The following is a 15251-nucleotide window of genomic DNA, read 5'->3' on the forward strand; positions in this document are numbered from 1 at the left end:
ATGGAAGCGCATCGCTTTCTGCTCGTCGACCGCGCCGTATCTCCGCTCGATCCGGCGGCGGCACAGGAGTTCGTCGCCGATCCCGCCTTCGGCGGAATCGCGCTGTTTGTCGGGCGCGTGCGCGACCACAATCAGGGCCGAGCCGTTACCGGCATCAGCTACGACGCTTACGCCCCGTTGGTGTTGGCGCGATTCGCCGAGATCGCCGCGCAGGCGGAGTCGCAGTTCGGTCCGCGCCTGAAGCTCTACATCGCGCATGCGCACGGACGCCTGGTCATCGGCGACCTGGCCGTGATCGTGGCCGCCGGGTCGCCGCATCGCGACGAGGCTTTCCGCGCCTGCCGGCTGGCCATCGAGGCGGTGAAACATTCGACGCCGATCTGGAAGCAGGAGCACTACGTCGAAGGCGACAGCGCCTGGAGCGACGGCAGCGCATTGCACGAAGGGGACGCGCCGACGGGCGCCGGCGCCTGAACCGCTGCCGCCCGGTCGCGCCATTCGGGCGTCGGGCGGTTTGCGCGCTCCTGTGACGCAGCCCCCGGTTTGTCGGCGGGGTGCCGGACAGGGGAAAATGACGCTTTTCCCGCTCCCGGAGCTCCCATGACCATCCTCCGCATGACCGACCTCGACTTGGCCGGCAAGCGCGTGCTGATCCGCGAAGACCTCAATGTGCCGGTCAAGGACGGTCGCGTGACCTCCGATCAACGCATCAAGGCGGCCCTGCCAACGATTCGCCTGGCGATGAAAAAGGGCGCGGCAGTGATGGTGACCTCGCACCTGGGCCGACCGAAGGAAGGCGTCTGGAGCGAGGAGGATTCGTTGGCGCCGGTCGCTGCGCGACTGTCCGAGTTGCTGGGTCGCGACGTGCCGCTGGTGAAGGACTGGGTCGATGGCGTGCAGGTTTCGCCGGGCGACGTCGTGCTGCTGGAAAATTGCCGCATGAACGTCGGTGAGGGCAAGGACGACGAGGCCCTGTCGAAGAAGTACGCCGCACTGTGCGATGTCTTCGTCATGGATGCCTTCGGCACCGCGCATCGCGCGCAGGCGTCCACGCATGGCGCCATCCGTTTCGCCAAACTCGCCTGCGGCGGCCCGCTGCTGATGGCCGAACTCGACGCGCTGGCCAAAGCGCTGGAAAACCCGGCGCGCCCCTTGCTGGCGATCGTCGCCGGCAGCAAGGTCAGCACCAAACTCGAATTGCTGGGCAATCTCGTCGGCAAGGTCGACCAGTTGATCGTCGGTGGCGGCATCGCCAATACCTTCATCGCCGCGATGGGGCACCCGGTGGGCAAGTCGCTGTGCGAGAACGACCTGCTCGACATCGCGCGCAAGATCCTGGCCGACGCCAAGGCGCGCGGCGCCGATATCCCGATCCCGGACGACGTGGTGGTGGCGCCGGCGTTCGCCGCCGATGCGCCGGCTACGGTGAAATCCGTCTCGGAAGTCGCGGCCGACGACATGATCCTCGACATCGGCCCGCAAACCGCCGCGCGCTACGCGAACATGATCGCCAGGGCCGGCAGCGTCATCTGGAACGGGCCGGTCGGCGTGTTCGAGTTCGATGCGTTCGGCAAGGGTACCGAGGCGCTGGCGAAAGCCATCGCCGCCTCCGATGCGTTCTCGATCGCCGGTGGCGGCGACACGCTGGCGGCCGTGGACAAGTATGGCGTCGAATCGGGCATCAGCTACATCTCCACCGGCGGTGGCGCCTTCCTCGAATTCTGCGAAGGCAAGGAGCTGCCTGCGGTGGCGGCATTGAAAAAGCGCGGAGCGGAAAGTTGATGCAAGGCCTTGGTCGTTCGATCCTGTTGTTGCTGTTGGCGTTGTCTTCATCGCTGTTCGCCGCATCGGCCGATGCGCAAGCGGTCAAGCACCAGCGCGGCGAATTCAGTTTCCTGGTCGGGCCCGCGCCCGGGTTCGTCGAGGTGCGCGAGGTGGCGGCCAGTTGGCCCGGCGGCGGCGAGATCGGCACGGCCGATCGCTGGCGCAATTGGTTGCTCGACAAGCAGGTTGATCTCCGTGCCGGACGCGAAACCGTGTTTGTCGACCGCGTGTACGAGCCGCTCAGCGCCGCCACGGTGGACAATGCCGCGAAGTTCGACACCGACTTCGTTCCGCTGTATCAGTCGCTGACGCTGCATCGCGTCGAATTGCGGCGCGATGGCCGCTGGCAGAACCGACTGAACGCCGAAAACGTTTCCCTGGCGCGACGCGAGACTGGCTTCGAGGAGAACATGGCCGACGGCAGCGTGACCGCGCTGATCGTGCTCGAAGACATTCGCCCGCGCGACGTGGTGCGCATTTCCTACACGATCGACGGCAGCAACCCGATCATGGCCGGCAACACGGCACAGTCCTTCCGCATCGGCTGGATCGATCCGATCCTGGAAAGCCATGGCCGCGTGTTGTTCGATCCGCAAGCCAATCCGGCCATCCAGCGCTTCGAATCCGATGCCGACGTCAAGCAGGTTCGTACCGCCGATGCCCTTGAGGTTGCCTTCGACGTGCCTTATACGAAGGCGATCCAGGACCGCGGCGACTATCCCGTCTGGTACGACCCCTATCCGCTCGTGCAGATCGGAGCTAAGCGCTCATGGGCCGATATCGTCGACTGGGCGTTGCCGCTTTATCCGGAGACCGCGGCGCTGCCCGCCGATCTCGAGGCGAAGCTGCAGGAATGGGCGAAGTTGCCCGACCGATACCAACAGGCGGAAGCGGTCCTGCGACTGGTGCAGGACGAGGTGCGTTATTTCGGCGCGGAAATGGGCGAGAACACGCATCGACCCAATCCGCCCGCGCTGACCTGGTCGCGGCGTTACGGCGACTGCAAGGACAAGACCTACCTGACGACGATCCTGCTGCGACGGCTGGGCATCGACGCCGAGCCGGCGCTGGTATCGACCTCGCTGGGCCGCGGCGTCGCCGACTGGCTGCCGGCGGCCACCGCGTTCAACCACGTGATCGTTCGGGCGCGCATCGGCAAGCACACGTTGTGGCTCGATCCGACCATGTCAGAGCAGCGCGGCCCTCTGCTCAAGCGCGACCTGCCGCCCTACGGCATGGCCCTGCCGGTCCTCGCCGGCGCGTCCGCGCTGGTGCCGGTCGAAGCGCCCGGGGAGGCGAGCAACAGTCTGGTGGTGGTCGAGCGTTTCGTGCCCGACAAGGACGGCAAGAAGGTGAATCTCTACATCGAGACGCGGTACAGCGGTTTCCGCGCGATGACAGCGCGCCAGCGGCTGCGCGCCAAGCGTCTGGACAAGACGTCGGAAGAATTCACCGAGTACTATCGCAGGCGCTATGGACAGGTGACGGTAGCGGCACCGATGACGTCGCGCGAGGACGATGCCGCCGACACGCTGATTTTTACCGAGCACTACTTGTTGGCCGATCCCTGGGGCAAGTCCGGCGGCAATGCGCGGACGATCGATTTCTACGCCGAAGCCCTGGCCAAGGACGCCGAGTTGCCGGAAGCGATGTCGCGCGACGAGCCGATGGGCTTGTCGGCGCGCACCAACCTCCGGCACGAGATCCGCATCGAGCTTCCCGATCAATGGGTGTTGTCCGACTTGCCCGAACGCGTCGCCATCGACGGCGCACCTGTTTTCTACGACCGCACCCTGTCGCAACAAGGCAACGTGGTTTCCCTCGTGCACCGGCTGGAGGTGCGCGAGGACCACGTCGGCGCGCAGGCCGTCGGCCGTTACCTGGTCAAGTTGCGCGACATCAAGAACGCCCTCGGTACCAGCCTGCACCTCGGGCTGCCGGTGCCGGTGCGCAACCAGGACCGCGACCGCCGCTTGCGCGACTTGCTGCGGGACGCCATGGATGACGGATCGAAAGGAGGTTCGCGATGAATCGTTGCATGTCTTCCGCGCTGGCCGCGCTGGCCCTCGTTGCCGCCACGGCGGCAGTCGCCGCCGATGGAGCGCCGGATCCGGTGGCGGCGCAATGGCAGGCGTTTCTTGCAAGCGCGAAGGTGGACGAGACGACGGCAGCATTCGGCGTGTTGTCCAAGCTGCGCGGGGCGGACGGAACGATCGACACTACGGCCTGCGAAGATCAGCGTGAGGCGCTGGAGAAATCGGTCGCCCAGGTTCCGGTGAGCTTCGCCCTGCAGCATGCGGCTTACGTTTGCGCGGAAGCGCGCGGCGACCAGGCGGCGGCAGAGGAGGGATTCAAGCGTTTCGGTGCGCTCGTGCGGCACGCGTTGTCGTATTCGTCGGACGAGTGGAATGGTCGCCCGATCCGCGTCGTGGTCGGGGCCGATATCAACGCCTTCATGCAGGCCGGTGGATTCGAGTTCCGCTACCAGTACATCGAGGCCGGCGCCGGCCGCCAGGTCGCGCATATCGCGGTCTGGGACCCGCAGGCGAAGCTGGAACGTCATCTGCGTTTCGACTACCTCGATACGATGGTGCGCCTGTCGCGCGACAAACCGGGTGCCTTGTTTCCGTCCTTCCGCCGAGACATGGCTCAAGAACTCCTCAAGCAGATGGCGCGCAGCAACCAGGTGCCGGGCATCGATTTCCTGGCGGCGCAGGAATCGGGCGACCTGAAAACGGCGCAGGAAAAGGTCGCGCGTCTGCGACCGGTCGCCGAGCGCGGCGGGTTCCAGGCGGCCAATGCGTGGATGGAAGCCTGCGCCGAATCCCCCTATCCCGGTTGCGGCGAGGGGTTGGTCGACGCCCTGCTGCCTTCCGCCGAGGCGAAGCACGCTTATCCGATGCTGTTGCTGGCGTTGATCCACGCCGATGGCATTGGCGTTCCGAAGAGCGAAGCCTCGGCGATGGCCTTGCTGGACGCAGCCGAAAAGCAGCTGGGCGGTGGGCGCGCGGCTTACACCTATGCGCGCTTCTGGATCGGTCGGCATGACGACGCCTTCCCACCCGAACTGCTCAAGCGCTTGGACGCGGCGAGCGCGGCCGGCAACCATGCGGCACTGGCGCTCAAGCTCGAGCGTCTGCGCGATTCGCGCGAGGATCGTCATCTGACCGACGCCGAGATGGAGCCCCTGGTCCGCGCCGTGCGTGGCGGCTATCGCGCCGGAGCCTGGTTGCTCGGCCGGGAGACCTATTTTCGCGACGATTCCGCAGCCTATTTGCCCTGGCTGAAGATGGCGGCCGAAGACGGCGACGAATACTCGCAAGATCTGCTCGGCGATGCGTTGTACTTCGGTCAGGACCAGACTCCGAAAGACAAAGTGGAGGGGCGGCGCTGGTGGCGCGAGGCGGCGGCCGGCGGCAGAAGCGGATCGATGCTGTCGCTGGGCGACGATGCGGGCGGCGAAAAGAAATGGGCCGACGCGGCCGAGTGGTATCGCAGCGCGGCGATGTACGGCGATTTGGAAGGCGCGCGCCGGTTCGCCGGCATGCATTTGAGGACGATGGACGGATGGCAGGGCGACAAGGAGTTGGCCGTCCGGGTCTATCGCGAACTGGACGAGAGTTCCGACTACGCACCCGCGCGCCGCGACCTCGCCGGGTACTACCTGGAGCGCAATGACAAGGGCGATACGGACGCGGCATTGCGCCTGCTTGAGCGTGATGCCCAGCGTGGCGACGCCGAATCGCTGGTCTTGCTGGCCAACGGCTTGCTCGAAGGGCGTTTCGGCCCGGGTCGCGAGGCGGAGGGCGAAGAATGGTTCCGCAAGGGCGTCGCCGGCGGCGCCCCGCTCGTACTCGACTCCAATGCGTTCCGGTTGTACTACGGCAAGCCGGACGCCGCGAAGCGCGCCGAATCGATCGCCCTGTGGCGAAAGGCGATCGATCAGCCCGATAGCGAGATGGCGATGAACAATTTCGCCTGGGTTCTGTGCACGTCCTCGTTCGACGACATGCGCAATCCTGCCGAGGGGCTCAAGGTCGCCGCCAAGCTGGGCAAGGCCGAAGACAACGACTCCAGCACGATCGACACGATCGCCGCCTGCCACGCGGCGAACGGCGACTACGCGCGGGCCGTGCAGTTGCAGGAGCTCGTCATCAAGCTGCGGCTCGAGTTCGGCGATGGCGACGAGAGCCTGGCGGGCATGCGCGAGCGTCTCGAGTTGTATCGGCAGCGCAAGCCCTACATCGAGCCGGCGAAGTCCTGAGCGGATGTCCATCCTGTTCTTCGACCTCGACGGTACCTTGATCGATTCGGCCGTCGGCATCACCCGCTGCGTCGCGTATGCGCTGGAAAAGCTCGGCGAACCGGTGCCGCCGCAACGGGAGTTGCGACTGTGGATCGGACCGTCGTTGCGCGACAGCTTCGGGCCGCTATTGAACGACCCTGTGCGCACCGAACAGGCCGTCGAGTTGTATCGCGAACGCTTCGACCTGCATGGTTGGGCCGAACACGAGATCTATCCGGGCATCGGTGCGGCGATCGAATCCCTGCATCGCGACGGTCATCGTCTCGCCGTGGTGACGGCGAAGAACGAACCGCATGCGCGTCGCATCATCGATCATCTGCCTTTCGGCCATCTTTTCGAAACCGTTTCTGGCGCGACCGCGGACGGCAGCATCAGCCACAAGCCGGAGCTCATCGCCGTCGCGCTCGAGCGCCTGCGCGTGTCGGCCGGCGACTGCTGGATGATCGGTGACAGGCGCATGGACATGGAAGGCGCCAACAGCCATGGCATGAACAGCGTCGGCGTCGCCTGGGGTTTCGGCGGCGAGGATGAACTGCGCGCGGCCGGTGCCACGCGCATTGTCCACGAGACAGGGCAATTGATCGGGCTTTTCCGTTAGTCCGATCGTCGCGCGGCTGTGGTAGCTTGTCCCGATTCAAGGGAAACGCGCGCATGGCATTCGATCTTCGACGTACCAAGATTCTCGCCACACTCGGGCCGGCCACCGATGGTCCCGGCGTGCTCGACGATCTGATCCGCGCCGGCGTCAATGTCGTACGCCTGAACTTTTCCCACGGCGATGCCGCGCATCACGCCAAACGCGTCGAACACGTGCGTGCCGCCGCCGAACGACAGGGCCGCGAAGTCGGCATCCTCGCCGACCTGCAGGGTCCGAAGATCCGCATCGAGAAATTCGCCGAGGGCAAGGTCGCGCTGAAGGCGGGGCAAGCCTTCGACCTGGTCTGCCGCGCCGATGCGGCGCCGGGCGATTCCAGTCGCGTCGGCGTCAGTTATCTCGGCCTGGTGAACGACGTGGGCGTCGGCGATACCCTGCTGCTCGACGATGGCTTGATCGCGCTGAAGGTATTGAAGGTGGCCGGCGACACCATCGGGACGGAAGTGCTGACCGATGGCGTGCTGTCCGATCGCAAGGGACTCAATCGCCTCGGCGGCGGCTTGTCGCTGGGCGCGCTGACCGCGCAGGATCGCGAGCACATCGTCATCGCCGCGAAACTCGAAGTGGATTTCCTCGCCGTGTCCTTCTGCCGTTCGGCCGCCGACATGGACGAGGCTCGACGGCTCGCCCGGGCCGCCGGCAGCGATGCGGCGCTGGTGGCCAAGATCGAGCGCGCCGAAGCCATCGATCGCCTCGACGAGATCGCCGAGGCCTCCGATGCCCTGATGGTGGCGCGTGGCGACCTCGGCGTGGAAATCGGCGACGCCGAACTGCCGGGCCTGCAGAAAAAGATCATCCGCACCGCGCTCGAACACAATCGCGTGGTGATCACCGCGACGCAGATGCTGCAGTCGATGGTGGACAACCCGATCCCGACGCGGGCGGAAGTGCTCGATGTCGCCAACGCGGTGATCGACGGCACCGACGCCGTGATGCTTTCGGCCGAAACGGCGTCGGGCCAGTATCCGGTGAAAGCGGTCGAGGCGATGGTGCGCATCTGCCTCGGCGCCGAACGCCAGTTCGACCACGACACCGATTTCGAGAAAGCGCCGCGCAACCTGCAGGCAGCCGACCAGGCCATCGCCATGGCGGGCATGTTCATCGCCGAGCACATCCGCGTGCGCGCCATCATCGCCCTCACCGAATCGGGCGGGACCTGCCGCTACCTGTCGCGTTTCCGCTCGGCCGCGCCGATCTATGGCCTGTCCCGCCACGCCGGCGCCCGGCGCCGCATGGCACTCATGCGCGACGTCTATCCGGTGGATTTCGATTCCATGGGCCAGAGCACCCGCGAAGCGGCGCGCAGCGCCATCAAGCGCCTGCACGACCTCGGCCTGCTCGCCAACGGCGATCGCGTGCTGATCACCAGCGGCGACCACATGGAGTTGCACGGCGCGACCAATACGCTGCGCCTGTTGCAGGTGGGCACGGACGGCGCCGCCGAAGGCCTCGGCGTGCTCTGAGCGCGTTCGTCCCACGGTCGACGGCATTCGTCCCGCCGCGGTGGCGCGATCGTCCCGGTCGGCGTAAAGCGGGAAGCTGGCCGTCCCGGAACGCCGCCATGCCCCTACGCGCCCTGTTGCCGATCTTCCTGCTCGCCGGTGCGGCGGGCGCCGCCGATGTCGACATACTTCCTACCGGGGAGGCGCTGCAGCGCTGGCAGCCGATCGGCAAGCTCGCCGCCCCGCCTGCTCCGCCGGGGGACGCCGTCGACACCTGCGTGAACCTCGGCTTCCTGGTCGATCGCAACGGCGCGACGTCCTCCTTCGCCTTGCTGCGCGGCTGGAGCGCCGATACCGGGCGACTGGACGAATACATGCGCCATTCGGCCGCGGCCGTGCAGAGCTGGCGCTTCCAGGCCGCCGACAGCAACGGCAAGCGCCGGCCGGTCTACACCCATGCCAGCTTCGTATTCCTGGCCGATGCCGGCGGCGACGCAGCGGCGGTGCGCGCCCGGTGCGATGTGGGCGACCTGCGTTCCTACGTCGAGCAGGCCTACGGCCGCAATTACCGGCGCGGCAACCTCGGCAAGGGCCAGCTCGAGCACAACCGCCAGCAGTATCCCTGGCAAATCCCCGACGGCTGTACCCGGCACGCGGGCTGGTGCGACTGAGGGCGGGGCGGGGTCGCGCACGGTATAATTCCGGGTCTTGTCCCCTTGTCCGGAATCCGCCCCATGAGCATCGACCAACTCGCCGAAACCGCCCAGGCCATGGTGGCCGCGGGCAAGGGCATCATCGCCATCGATGAGTCCAATACCACCATCAAGAAGCGTTTCGACGGCGTCGGCATCGAGTGCACGGAAGAGAATCGTCGTGCCTATCGCGAATTGCTGCTGACCACGCCGCAGCTGAGCGACTACATCTCGGGCGCGATCCTGTACGACGAAACGCTGCGCCAGAAGACGCGCGACGGCGTGCCCTTCGCCGAGGTGATGCGACGCAACGGCATCATCCCCGGCATCAAGGTCGACAAGGGCCCGCAGCCCCTGGCCGGTTTCCCGGGTGAAGTCGTCACCGAAGGTCTCGACGGCCTGCGCGACCGCCTGAAGGAGTACGCCCAGCTCGGCGCCCGTTTCGCCAAGTGGCGCGCGGTCATCAACATCGGCGAAGACATGCCCTCCGGCACCGGCATCGAGGCCAACAGCCATGCGCTGGCGCGTTACGCCGCGCTCTGCCAGGAAGCGGGCATCGTGCCGATGGTCGAGCCCGAAGTGATCATGGACGGCGACCACGATATCGATACCTGCTACGAAGTCACCGAGGTCGTGCTGCGTTCGCTGTTCGCTTCGCTGTACGACCATAACGTCATGCTCGAAGGCACCATCCTGAAGGCGTCCATGGTCATCTCCGGCAAGGACTGCCCGGAACAGGCCAGTGTCGAGGAAGTCGCCGAGATGACGCTGCGCTGCCTGAAGAGCACCGTGCCGGCGACCTTGCCGGGCATCGTTTTCCTGTCCGGCGGTCAGAGCGACGAAGCGGCCACCGCGCATCTGAATGCGATGAACCAGATGGGCGCCAAGCCCTGGCCGCTGAGTTTCAGCTACGGCCGCGCGATGCAGTCGGCGGCGCTGAAGCTGTGGTCGCAGGATATCGCCAGCAACATCGCTGCCGCGCAGAAGACCGTCTATGCGCGCGCCAAGGACAATGGTCTTGCGGCGCTGGGCAAGTGGACCAAGGCCGCCTGATCGTCGCTGCCCATCGTTGAACAGGAAGAACGCCGGCGAAAGCCGGCGTTTTTTCTTGCCGCCTCAGGCGTCGGCGATCGCCTGTTCGGCGATGCGCCGATCGATGCGATCCAGCCCGATGTCCGCCAGCGTCTTGAGTACGACGAATCCGATGGTCCCGGCAGTGCCGAGCGCGATCGCGCCGAAAGCGATGGCGATATGAATCGGCAGTACGCGCATGTAGGGCATGAACATCATCGCGCCGAGGTTCGGTCGTCCTTGCGCATCGGCTTCGATCTGCGCCGCGCAGGTCTTGCGCTGCGCGAACACGAAGGACACGCCGCCGGCCAGGATCAACAGGAAGTCCAGCATGCCCCTGAACGGCGCCATCGCGCACAGGAACACCAGGTAGAACAGATGGAAAAGACCGAAGTGCAGGACGAAGAAGTTCACCGTCGATCGTTTTCCCTCCCGGTTCTCCGGCACCGGCTGGTCGTTCGAGGTGAAGCCTTCGGTGCTGAAGCGACGCAAGGCGCCCATGCGTTTGGTCGCGTACCAGCCGATGACCAGGTTTTGCAGGAAGTACGGCCACAGCAACATGCCCGCCGACCAGTCCAGGGCCAGCGCGAAGGCCAGCGTCAGCGCGTTCGCGCCGATCAGGGCCAGGGTGGGGTCGCTGCCGGATGCCTTGTTCATGGGCCGCCTTCGAAGCAGCCCCGAGTCTGCCATTCGGGCCGGATTCAGGCCATGGCTTGAAATTAGTATCCTAAGATATTATATTCTCGGCTATGGCTACCGACCCCGCCCTCGACAAGTCCGCCTTCGGCTACACCGTCGCGGATATCACCCGTTTGTTCCGCCGGGTATTCGACCGACGCGCCGCCCATCTGGACCTGACCCGCGCCCAGTGGCGCGCGCTCAGCCGTATCCAGCGCGCGCAGGGCCTGACGCAGGCCGAACTGGCCGAAGACCTCGAGATGGAACCGATGGCCGTCGGCCGCGTCGTCGACCGTCTCGTGCAGGCGGGCTTCGTCGAGCGTCGTGCCGACCCCGCCGATCGCCGCTGCTGGCGCCTACACCTGACGGCGCGCTCGGACGACGTGATGGGGAAGATGAAACGCATCGCCGCCACCCTGCGCGACGAAGCCACCGCCGATGTGAGCGACGAGGATTTCGAGCGCGTCATGCGTTTGCTCGTCGCCGTCAAGAACAACCTCGCCGAACTCGATCGCGAGGACCGTGCGCGCCAGCAGGCGCGAAGGAAGACGCAGCCGTGACCAGTCGCCAACCCACCGAGAACAATACCGGCGCGCCGCCGCCTGCCGCGAAACGCCGTGTGCCGCGCTGGCTCTGGATCGCCGGCCCAGCTTTGGTGATCGCGTTGTTCGCCGGCGAATGGGCGCTCAGCCGCCGCGCCGTCGAGACCGACAACGCCTACGTGAAAGCGGATCGCGTGATGATCTCCAGTCAGGTCGGAGGCCGCGTGGTCGACGTATCGGTCGGCCAGAATCAGTTCGTGCGCAAGGGCCAGTTGCTGTTCCGCCTCGATGCCGAACCGCTGCGCATCGCATTGGCCGAAGCCGAAGCGCGCCTGGACAAGGTCGCGGACGAATCCGGCGCCAGCAAGGCCGGCGTGCAGGAAGCGGACGCCTCGCTGCGCGCCGCCGAAGAGACGCTGCATTGGGCCGAGCAGGAGTACGCGCGACAGAAGGAGCTGCGCGCACGCGAACTGGTGGCGCAGAAAGCCCTCGACGACGCCGGGCATGCGCTCGCCAACGCCCGCGCGCAGCGCGACAGCGCGCGGGCCGCGCGCGACAAGGCGCGCTCCAGCCTCGGTGGCGGACTGGATTCGCCGCTGGAGAAACTGCCGGACTATCGCGAGGCACTGGCCGAGCGCGATCGCGCACGACTAGACCTGGCGCATGCCGAGGTGCGCGCGCCGATCGACGGCGTCGTCGGCAATCACGATCTGCAAGCTGGCGAATACCTCAACATCGGCCAGGCCGCGATGCCGCTGGTCGCGACGGCGCCGGTCTGGATCGAAGCCAACTTCAAGGAAACGGACCTGGCGCGCATGCGCGTCGGCCAGGACGCCGAGATCCGCATCGACAGCTATCCCGGATTTCGCTGGCGGGCGCGCGTCGCTTCGATCAGCCCGGCCTCGGGTTCCGAGTTCAGCGTGTTGCCGCCGCAGAATGCGACCGGCAATTGGGTGAAGGTCGTGCAACGCATTCCCGTACGCCTGGACATCGTCACGTCGCCGAGCGATGCGCCGGTGTTGCGCGCGGGCATGAGCGCGGAAGTCAAGGTCGAGTTGACCGGTACCGCGCCGAGCGCGACGGCGACTGTCGCGCACTGAGCCTGCCGGAGCACTCGCGATGACGGCGGCCGCGACGGACATGCAGGAATTCGGCGAACGCGCTTCGGCGCGGCGCGGCCTGCTGATCGGTTCGATCATGCTGGCCACGCTGATGCAGGCGATCGACACGACGATCGCGAACGTGGCCCTGCCCGACATGCAGGGCTCGCTGTCGGCGACGCAGGACCAGGTCGCCTGGGTACTGACTTCGTATATCGTCGCAGCGGCGATTTTGACGCCGGTCACCGGCTGGCTCGCTTCGACGCTCGGCCGGCGGCGGTTGCTGGTGCTGGCCGTCGGCGGTTTCACCATCGCCTCGGTGCTTTGCGGCATCGCCACCGGCATCGGCGAAATGGTGCTGTTCCGCGTGATGCAAGGCGTGTTCGGCGCGGCCCTCGTGCCGATCTCGCAATCGTTGCTGCTCGATGTCTTCCCGCGCGAAAAACACGGCGCCGCGATGGCGCTCTGGGGCATGGGCATCATGGTCGGGCCTATCCTGGGCCCACCGCTGGGCGGCTGGCTGACCGAAGACTTCAGCTGGCGCTGGGTCTTCCTGATCAACGTGCCGGTGGGCATTCTCGCGCTGTTCGGCATCCTGGCCAGCGTGCCGAAGGAAGAGACGCGCGCGCGCCGGTTCGACTGGACCGGTTTCGGGCTGCTCGCGCTCGGCATCGGCGCCTTGCAGCTCGCGCTCGATCGCGGCCAGTCGGAGGACTGGTTCGGTTCGATCGAGATACAGATCGAAGCCGCGCTCGCCTTTCTCGGCGCCTATCTCTACCTGCTGCATTGGCGCAGCCGCGACGACGCGATGCTCGACTTCGGCCTGTGGCGCAACACCAATTTCGCCGTCGGCTGTTTATTGATCTTCGTGATCGGCATCGTGCTGTTCTCGACGCTCGCCCTGTTACCGCCCTATCTGAGCCAGTTGATGCACTACCCGGTGTTCGACATCGGCCTGCTGCTGGCGCCGCGCGGCATCGGCACCATGCTCGGCATGATGCTGGTCGGGCGCCTGATCGGGCGGATCGACGCGCGCTGGCCGATCGCCATCGGCATGCTGCTGACCGCGGGCTCGCTGCATTTCATGACGCAGTTCGGCGTGCAGGTTTCGCGTTTCGACGTGGTCTGGATCGGCGTGATGCAGGGGCTCGGCCTCGGTCTCGTCTTCGTGCCGATATCGAGCGTGGCTTACTCGACGCTGCCGGCGAACCAGCGCACCGAAGCGGCCGGGCTTTTCAGCCTGGTGCGCAACATCGGCTCGAGCATCGGCATTTCGGCGGTGATGACCATGCTGGCCCGTTCCACCCAGATCAACCATGCCGAGATCGCGGCGCGCGTGCCCATGTACGGGGCGGAACAGGGCATTTTGCCCGGCGCCTGGGATCCGGCGACGGCGACCGGTGCAGTGGCGTTGAATGCCGAGATCAGCCGGCAGGCCGCCACGATCGCCTACGTCAACGATTTCTGGCTGCTTATGCTGCTGACCGTGGCGGCCCTGCCGCTGGTGTATTTCCTGCGTGCCGGCCGGTCCGTGCCGACAGGTCCCGCGCCGCCGCCGGATCACTGACGACATGCCAGCGACATCCGCCTGACATAAACTGGATTCATTGCCGAGAATGCTGCGAGTGCCGCGCATGACCAAGCAACCCGTCGTGGTCGCCCTGGAAAAGGGACGGGAGTATCTGTGGTGCGCCTGCGGGCGCAGCGGAACTCAGCCGTTCTGCGACGGGTCCCATCGGGGCACCGGCATCGAGCCGATGAGATTCACCGCCAGGCGTGACGAACGGGCCTGGCTTTGCGTCTGCAAGGCCAGCCAACATGCCCCGTTCTGCGATGGTCGCCACAACAAGCTGAAGGAATCGGACTGATGCGTTTGCAGGGAATCATGTTGGCATCCGCGATGGCCATGCTGCTGGCGGCGTGCGGCGCCAGCGAACAGAAGGGCGGCGGCGGCCCGCCGGCGGTCGTCACGACGAGCGTGCTGCAGCCTTCGCAGTGGCAGGACAGCATCGATGCGCTCGGCACCGCGCGTGCACGCGAGTCGATCACGATCACGGCCAAAGTGAGCGAAACCGTCGAACAGGTGAAGTTCGACAGCGGCGAGATGGTGCGCGCCGGCCAGCCATTGGTCGTGCTGTCGGGCAAGGCGCAGCGCGCCGAGCTGGCCGAAGCGCAGGCGCAGTACGCCGAGGCGCAGCGACTGTTCGAACGCCAGCAGGACCTGGCCAAGCGCCAGCTGATCGCCGCCAGCCAGTTCGACATGCAGCGCGCGGCGCGCGATGCATCGAAAGCGCGTCTCGACCAGATGCGCGCACAGCTGTCGGATCACGCGATCGTGGCGCCCTTCGCCGGCACGCTCGGCCTGCGCCAGGTCAGCCCCGGCTCGCTGGTCACGCCGGGTACGGTGATTACCACGCTCGACGATCTGTCGACGATGGAACTCGATTTCTCCGTGCCCGAGCGATTCCTGCCGGCGCTCACCGTGGGACAGGACATCAGCGCCAGGACCGACGCTTACGCCGACGAGACGTTCTCCGGGCGCATCGGTTCGCTCGATCCGCGCATCGATCCGGTGAGTCGCGCCATTACCGTCCGCGCCGAAATCGCCAACCCCGACGGCCGCCTGCGTCCGGGCATGCTGTTGCGCGTCAGCGTCGCATTGCCGGGCCGAACGGCCCTGCAGGTGCCCGAGATCGCCCTGCAGCAAGTCGGCCAGCAGGCCTTCCTGTTCGTTGTCGGCGCCGACAACAAGGTCGAACAGGTTGCGGTGCGCATCGGTCAGCGCAAACCCGGTGCCGTCGAGATCCTCGAGGGCGTCAAGGCCGGCGATCGCATCGTTGTCGAAGGCACGGTGAAACTGCGCGGCGGTAGCCAGATCGAGGAAGCCAAGGCGGAGGATGCGAAGCCCGCCGCCGACGCCAAGCCGGCCGCGGGGGCCTGA

General features: G+C 66.4%; 14 protein-coding genes. 13 read left to right on the forward strand and 1 reads right to left on the reverse strand.

From position 1 onward, the window contains the following. The 8 genes from QM707_RS02120 to QM707_RS02155 all read left to right on the forward strand — a co-directional run bounded on the left by QM707_RS02120 (nt 1) and on the right by QM707_RS02155 (nt 9972). The gene (locus tag QM707_RS02120) at nt 1-474 is read left to right on the forward strand and encodes a molybdenum cofactor biosynthesis protein MoaE (protein WP_415000226.1); all 474 of its coding nucleotides are present in this window, start codon (nt 1-3) and stop codon (nt 472-474) included. A gap of 126 nt (nt 475-600) precedes the next feature. Further along, complete coding sequence (locus tag QM707_RS02125; protein ID WP_415000227.1) at nt 601-1782, forward strand: phosphoglycerate kinase; 1182 nt, start codon at nt 601-603, stop codon at nt 1780-1782. Beyond that, a complete protein-coding gene (locus QM707_RS02130; RefSeq protein ID WP_415000228.1) occupies nt 1782-3854 on the forward strand; it encodes a DUF3857 domain-containing transglutaminase family protein in 2073 nt (690 codons plus the stop codon). The genes QM707_RS02125 and QM707_RS02130 overlap by 1 nt, the downstream gene beginning before the upstream one ends. Continuing rightward, on the forward strand, nt 3851-6088 hold the full coding sequence (locus QM707_RS02135; protein ID WP_415000229.1) for a tetratricopeptide repeat protein: 2238 nt from the start codon (nt 3851-3853) through the stop codon (nt 6086-6088). The genes QM707_RS02130 and QM707_RS02135 overlap by 4 nt, the downstream gene beginning before the upstream one ends. A 4-nt stretch (nt 6089-6092) precedes the next feature. Next, entirely contained in the window at nt 6093-6728 is a 636-nt protein-coding gene (locus QM707_RS02140) for an HAD hydrolase-like protein (RefSeq protein WP_415000230.1), read from the forward strand. A 53-nt stretch (nt 6729-6781) separates the two neighbouring features. Beyond that, on the forward strand, nt 6782-8248 hold the full coding sequence (gene pyk, locus QM707_RS02145; protein ID WP_415000231.1) for a pyruvate kinase: 1467 nt from the start codon (nt 6782-6784) through the stop codon (nt 8246-8248). Nucleotides 8249-8346: 98 nt separating this feature from the next. Then, nucleotides 8347-8898 (forward strand): hypothetical protein, encoded by a 552-nt coding sequence (locus QM707_RS02150; RefSeq protein WP_415000232.1) that lies wholly within the window; start codon nt 8347-8349, stop codon nt 8896-8898. Between the two features lie 63 nt (nt 8899-8961). Then, entirely contained in the window at nt 8962-9972 is a 1011-nt protein-coding gene (locus QM707_RS02155) for a class I fructose-bisphosphate aldolase (RefSeq protein WP_415000233.1), read from the forward strand. 63 nt (nt 9973-10035) lie between these two features. On the opposite strand, the gene QM707_RS02160 is transcribed toward QM707_RS02155, so the two are convergent. After that, entirely contained in the window at nt 10036-10647 is a 612-nt protein-coding gene (locus tag QM707_RS02160) for a DUF6498-containing protein (protein WP_415000234.1), read from the reverse strand. Between the two features lie 92 nt (nt 10648-10739). Here QM707_RS02160 and QM707_RS02165 point away from each other — a divergent pair, with 92 nt between their 5' ends. The 5 genes from QM707_RS02165 (at nt 10740) to QM707_RS02185 (ending at nt 15251) form a co-directional block, all read left to right on the forward strand. After that, nucleotides 10740-11228, forward strand: a complete 489-nt coding sequence (locus QM707_RS02165; RefSeq protein WP_415000235.1) for a MarR family winged helix-turn-helix transcriptional regulator — start codon at nt 10740-10742, stop codon at nt 11226-11228. Next, on the forward strand, nt 11225-12310 hold the full coding sequence (locus QM707_RS02170; RefSeq protein ID WP_415000236.1) for an HlyD family secretion protein: 1086 nt from the start codon (nt 11225-11227) through the stop codon (nt 12308-12310). Before QM707_RS02165 ends, QM707_RS02170 begins: the two co-directional genes overlap by 4 nt. A 19-nt stretch (nt 12311-12329) precedes the next feature. Next, on the forward strand, nt 12330-13877 hold the full coding sequence (locus tag QM707_RS02175; protein WP_415000237.1) for a DHA2 family efflux MFS transporter permease subunit: 1548 nt from the start codon (nt 12330-12332) through the stop codon (nt 13875-13877). A 67-nt stretch (nt 13878-13944) separates the two neighbouring features. Continuing rightward, complete coding sequence (locus tag QM707_RS02180) at nt 13945-14178, forward strand: CDGSH iron-sulfur domain-containing protein (RefSeq protein WP_415000238.1); 234 nt, start codon at nt 13945-13947, stop codon at nt 14176-14178. Beyond that, nucleotides 14178-15251, forward strand: a complete 1074-nt coding sequence (locus QM707_RS02185; RefSeq protein WP_415000239.1) for an efflux RND transporter periplasmic adaptor subunit — start codon at nt 14178-14180, stop codon at nt 15249-15251. Before QM707_RS02180 ends, QM707_RS02185 begins: the two co-directional genes overlap by 1 nt.

The organism is Arenimonas sp., from assembly GCF_047602345.1.
Classification (GTDB): Bacteria; Pseudomonadota; Gammaproteobacteria; order Xanthomonadales; family Xanthomonadaceae; genus Arenimonas.

What these genes read in the sequence shown, in the direction of transcription:
- QM707_RS02120 (WP_415000226.1), top strand. Translation starts at nt 1, where the DNA reads ATGGAAGCGCATCGCTTTCTGCTCGTCGACCGCGCCGTATCTCCGCTC.
- QM707_RS02125 (WP_415000227.1), top strand. Translation starts at nt 601, where the DNA reads ATGACCATCCTCCGCATGACCGACCTCGACTTGGCCGGCAAGCGCGTG.
- QM707_RS02130 (WP_415000228.1), top strand. Translation starts at nt 1,782, where the DNA reads ATGCAAGGCCTTGGTCGTTCGATCCTGTTGTTGCTGTTGGCGTTGTCT.
- QM707_RS02135 (WP_415000229.1), top strand. Translation starts at nt 3,851, where the DNA reads ATGAATCGTTGCATGTCTTCCGCGCTGGCCGCGCTGGCCCTCGTTGCC.
- QM707_RS02140 (WP_415000230.1), top strand. Translation starts at nt 6,093, where the DNA reads ATGTCCATCCTGTTCTTCGACCTCGACGGTACCTTGATCGATTCGGCC.
- pyk (WP_415000231.1), top strand. Translation starts at nt 6,782, where the DNA reads ATGGCATTCGATCTTCGACGTACCAAGATTCTCGCCACACTCGGGCCG.
- QM707_RS02150 (WP_415000232.1), top strand. Translation starts at nt 8,347, where the DNA reads ATGCCCCTACGCGCCCTGTTGCCGATCTTCCTGCTCGCCGGTGCGGCG.
- QM707_RS02155 (WP_415000233.1), top strand. Translation starts at nt 8,962, where the DNA reads ATGAGCATCGACCAACTCGCCGAAACCGCCCAGGCCATGGTGGCCGCG.
- QM707_RS02160 (WP_415000234.1), bottom strand. Translation starts at nt 10,647, where the DNA reads ATGAACAAGGCATCCGGCAGCGACCCCACCCTGGCCCTGATCGGCGCG.
- QM707_RS02165 (WP_415000235.1), top strand. Translation starts at nt 10,740, where the DNA reads ATGGCTACCGACCCCGCCCTCGACAAGTCCGCCTTCGGCTACACCGTC.
- QM707_RS02175 (WP_415000237.1), top strand. Translation starts at nt 12,330, where the DNA reads ATGACGGCGGCCGCGACGGACATGCAGGAATTCGGCGAACGCGCTTCG.
- QM707_RS02180 (WP_415000238.1), top strand. Translation starts at nt 13,945, where the DNA reads ATGACCAAGCAACCCGTCGTGGTCGCCCTGGAAAAGGGACGGGAGTAT.
- QM707_RS02185 (WP_415000239.1), top strand. Translation starts at nt 14,178, where the DNA reads ATGCGTTTGCAGGGAATCATGTTGGCATCCGCGATGGCCATGCTGCTG.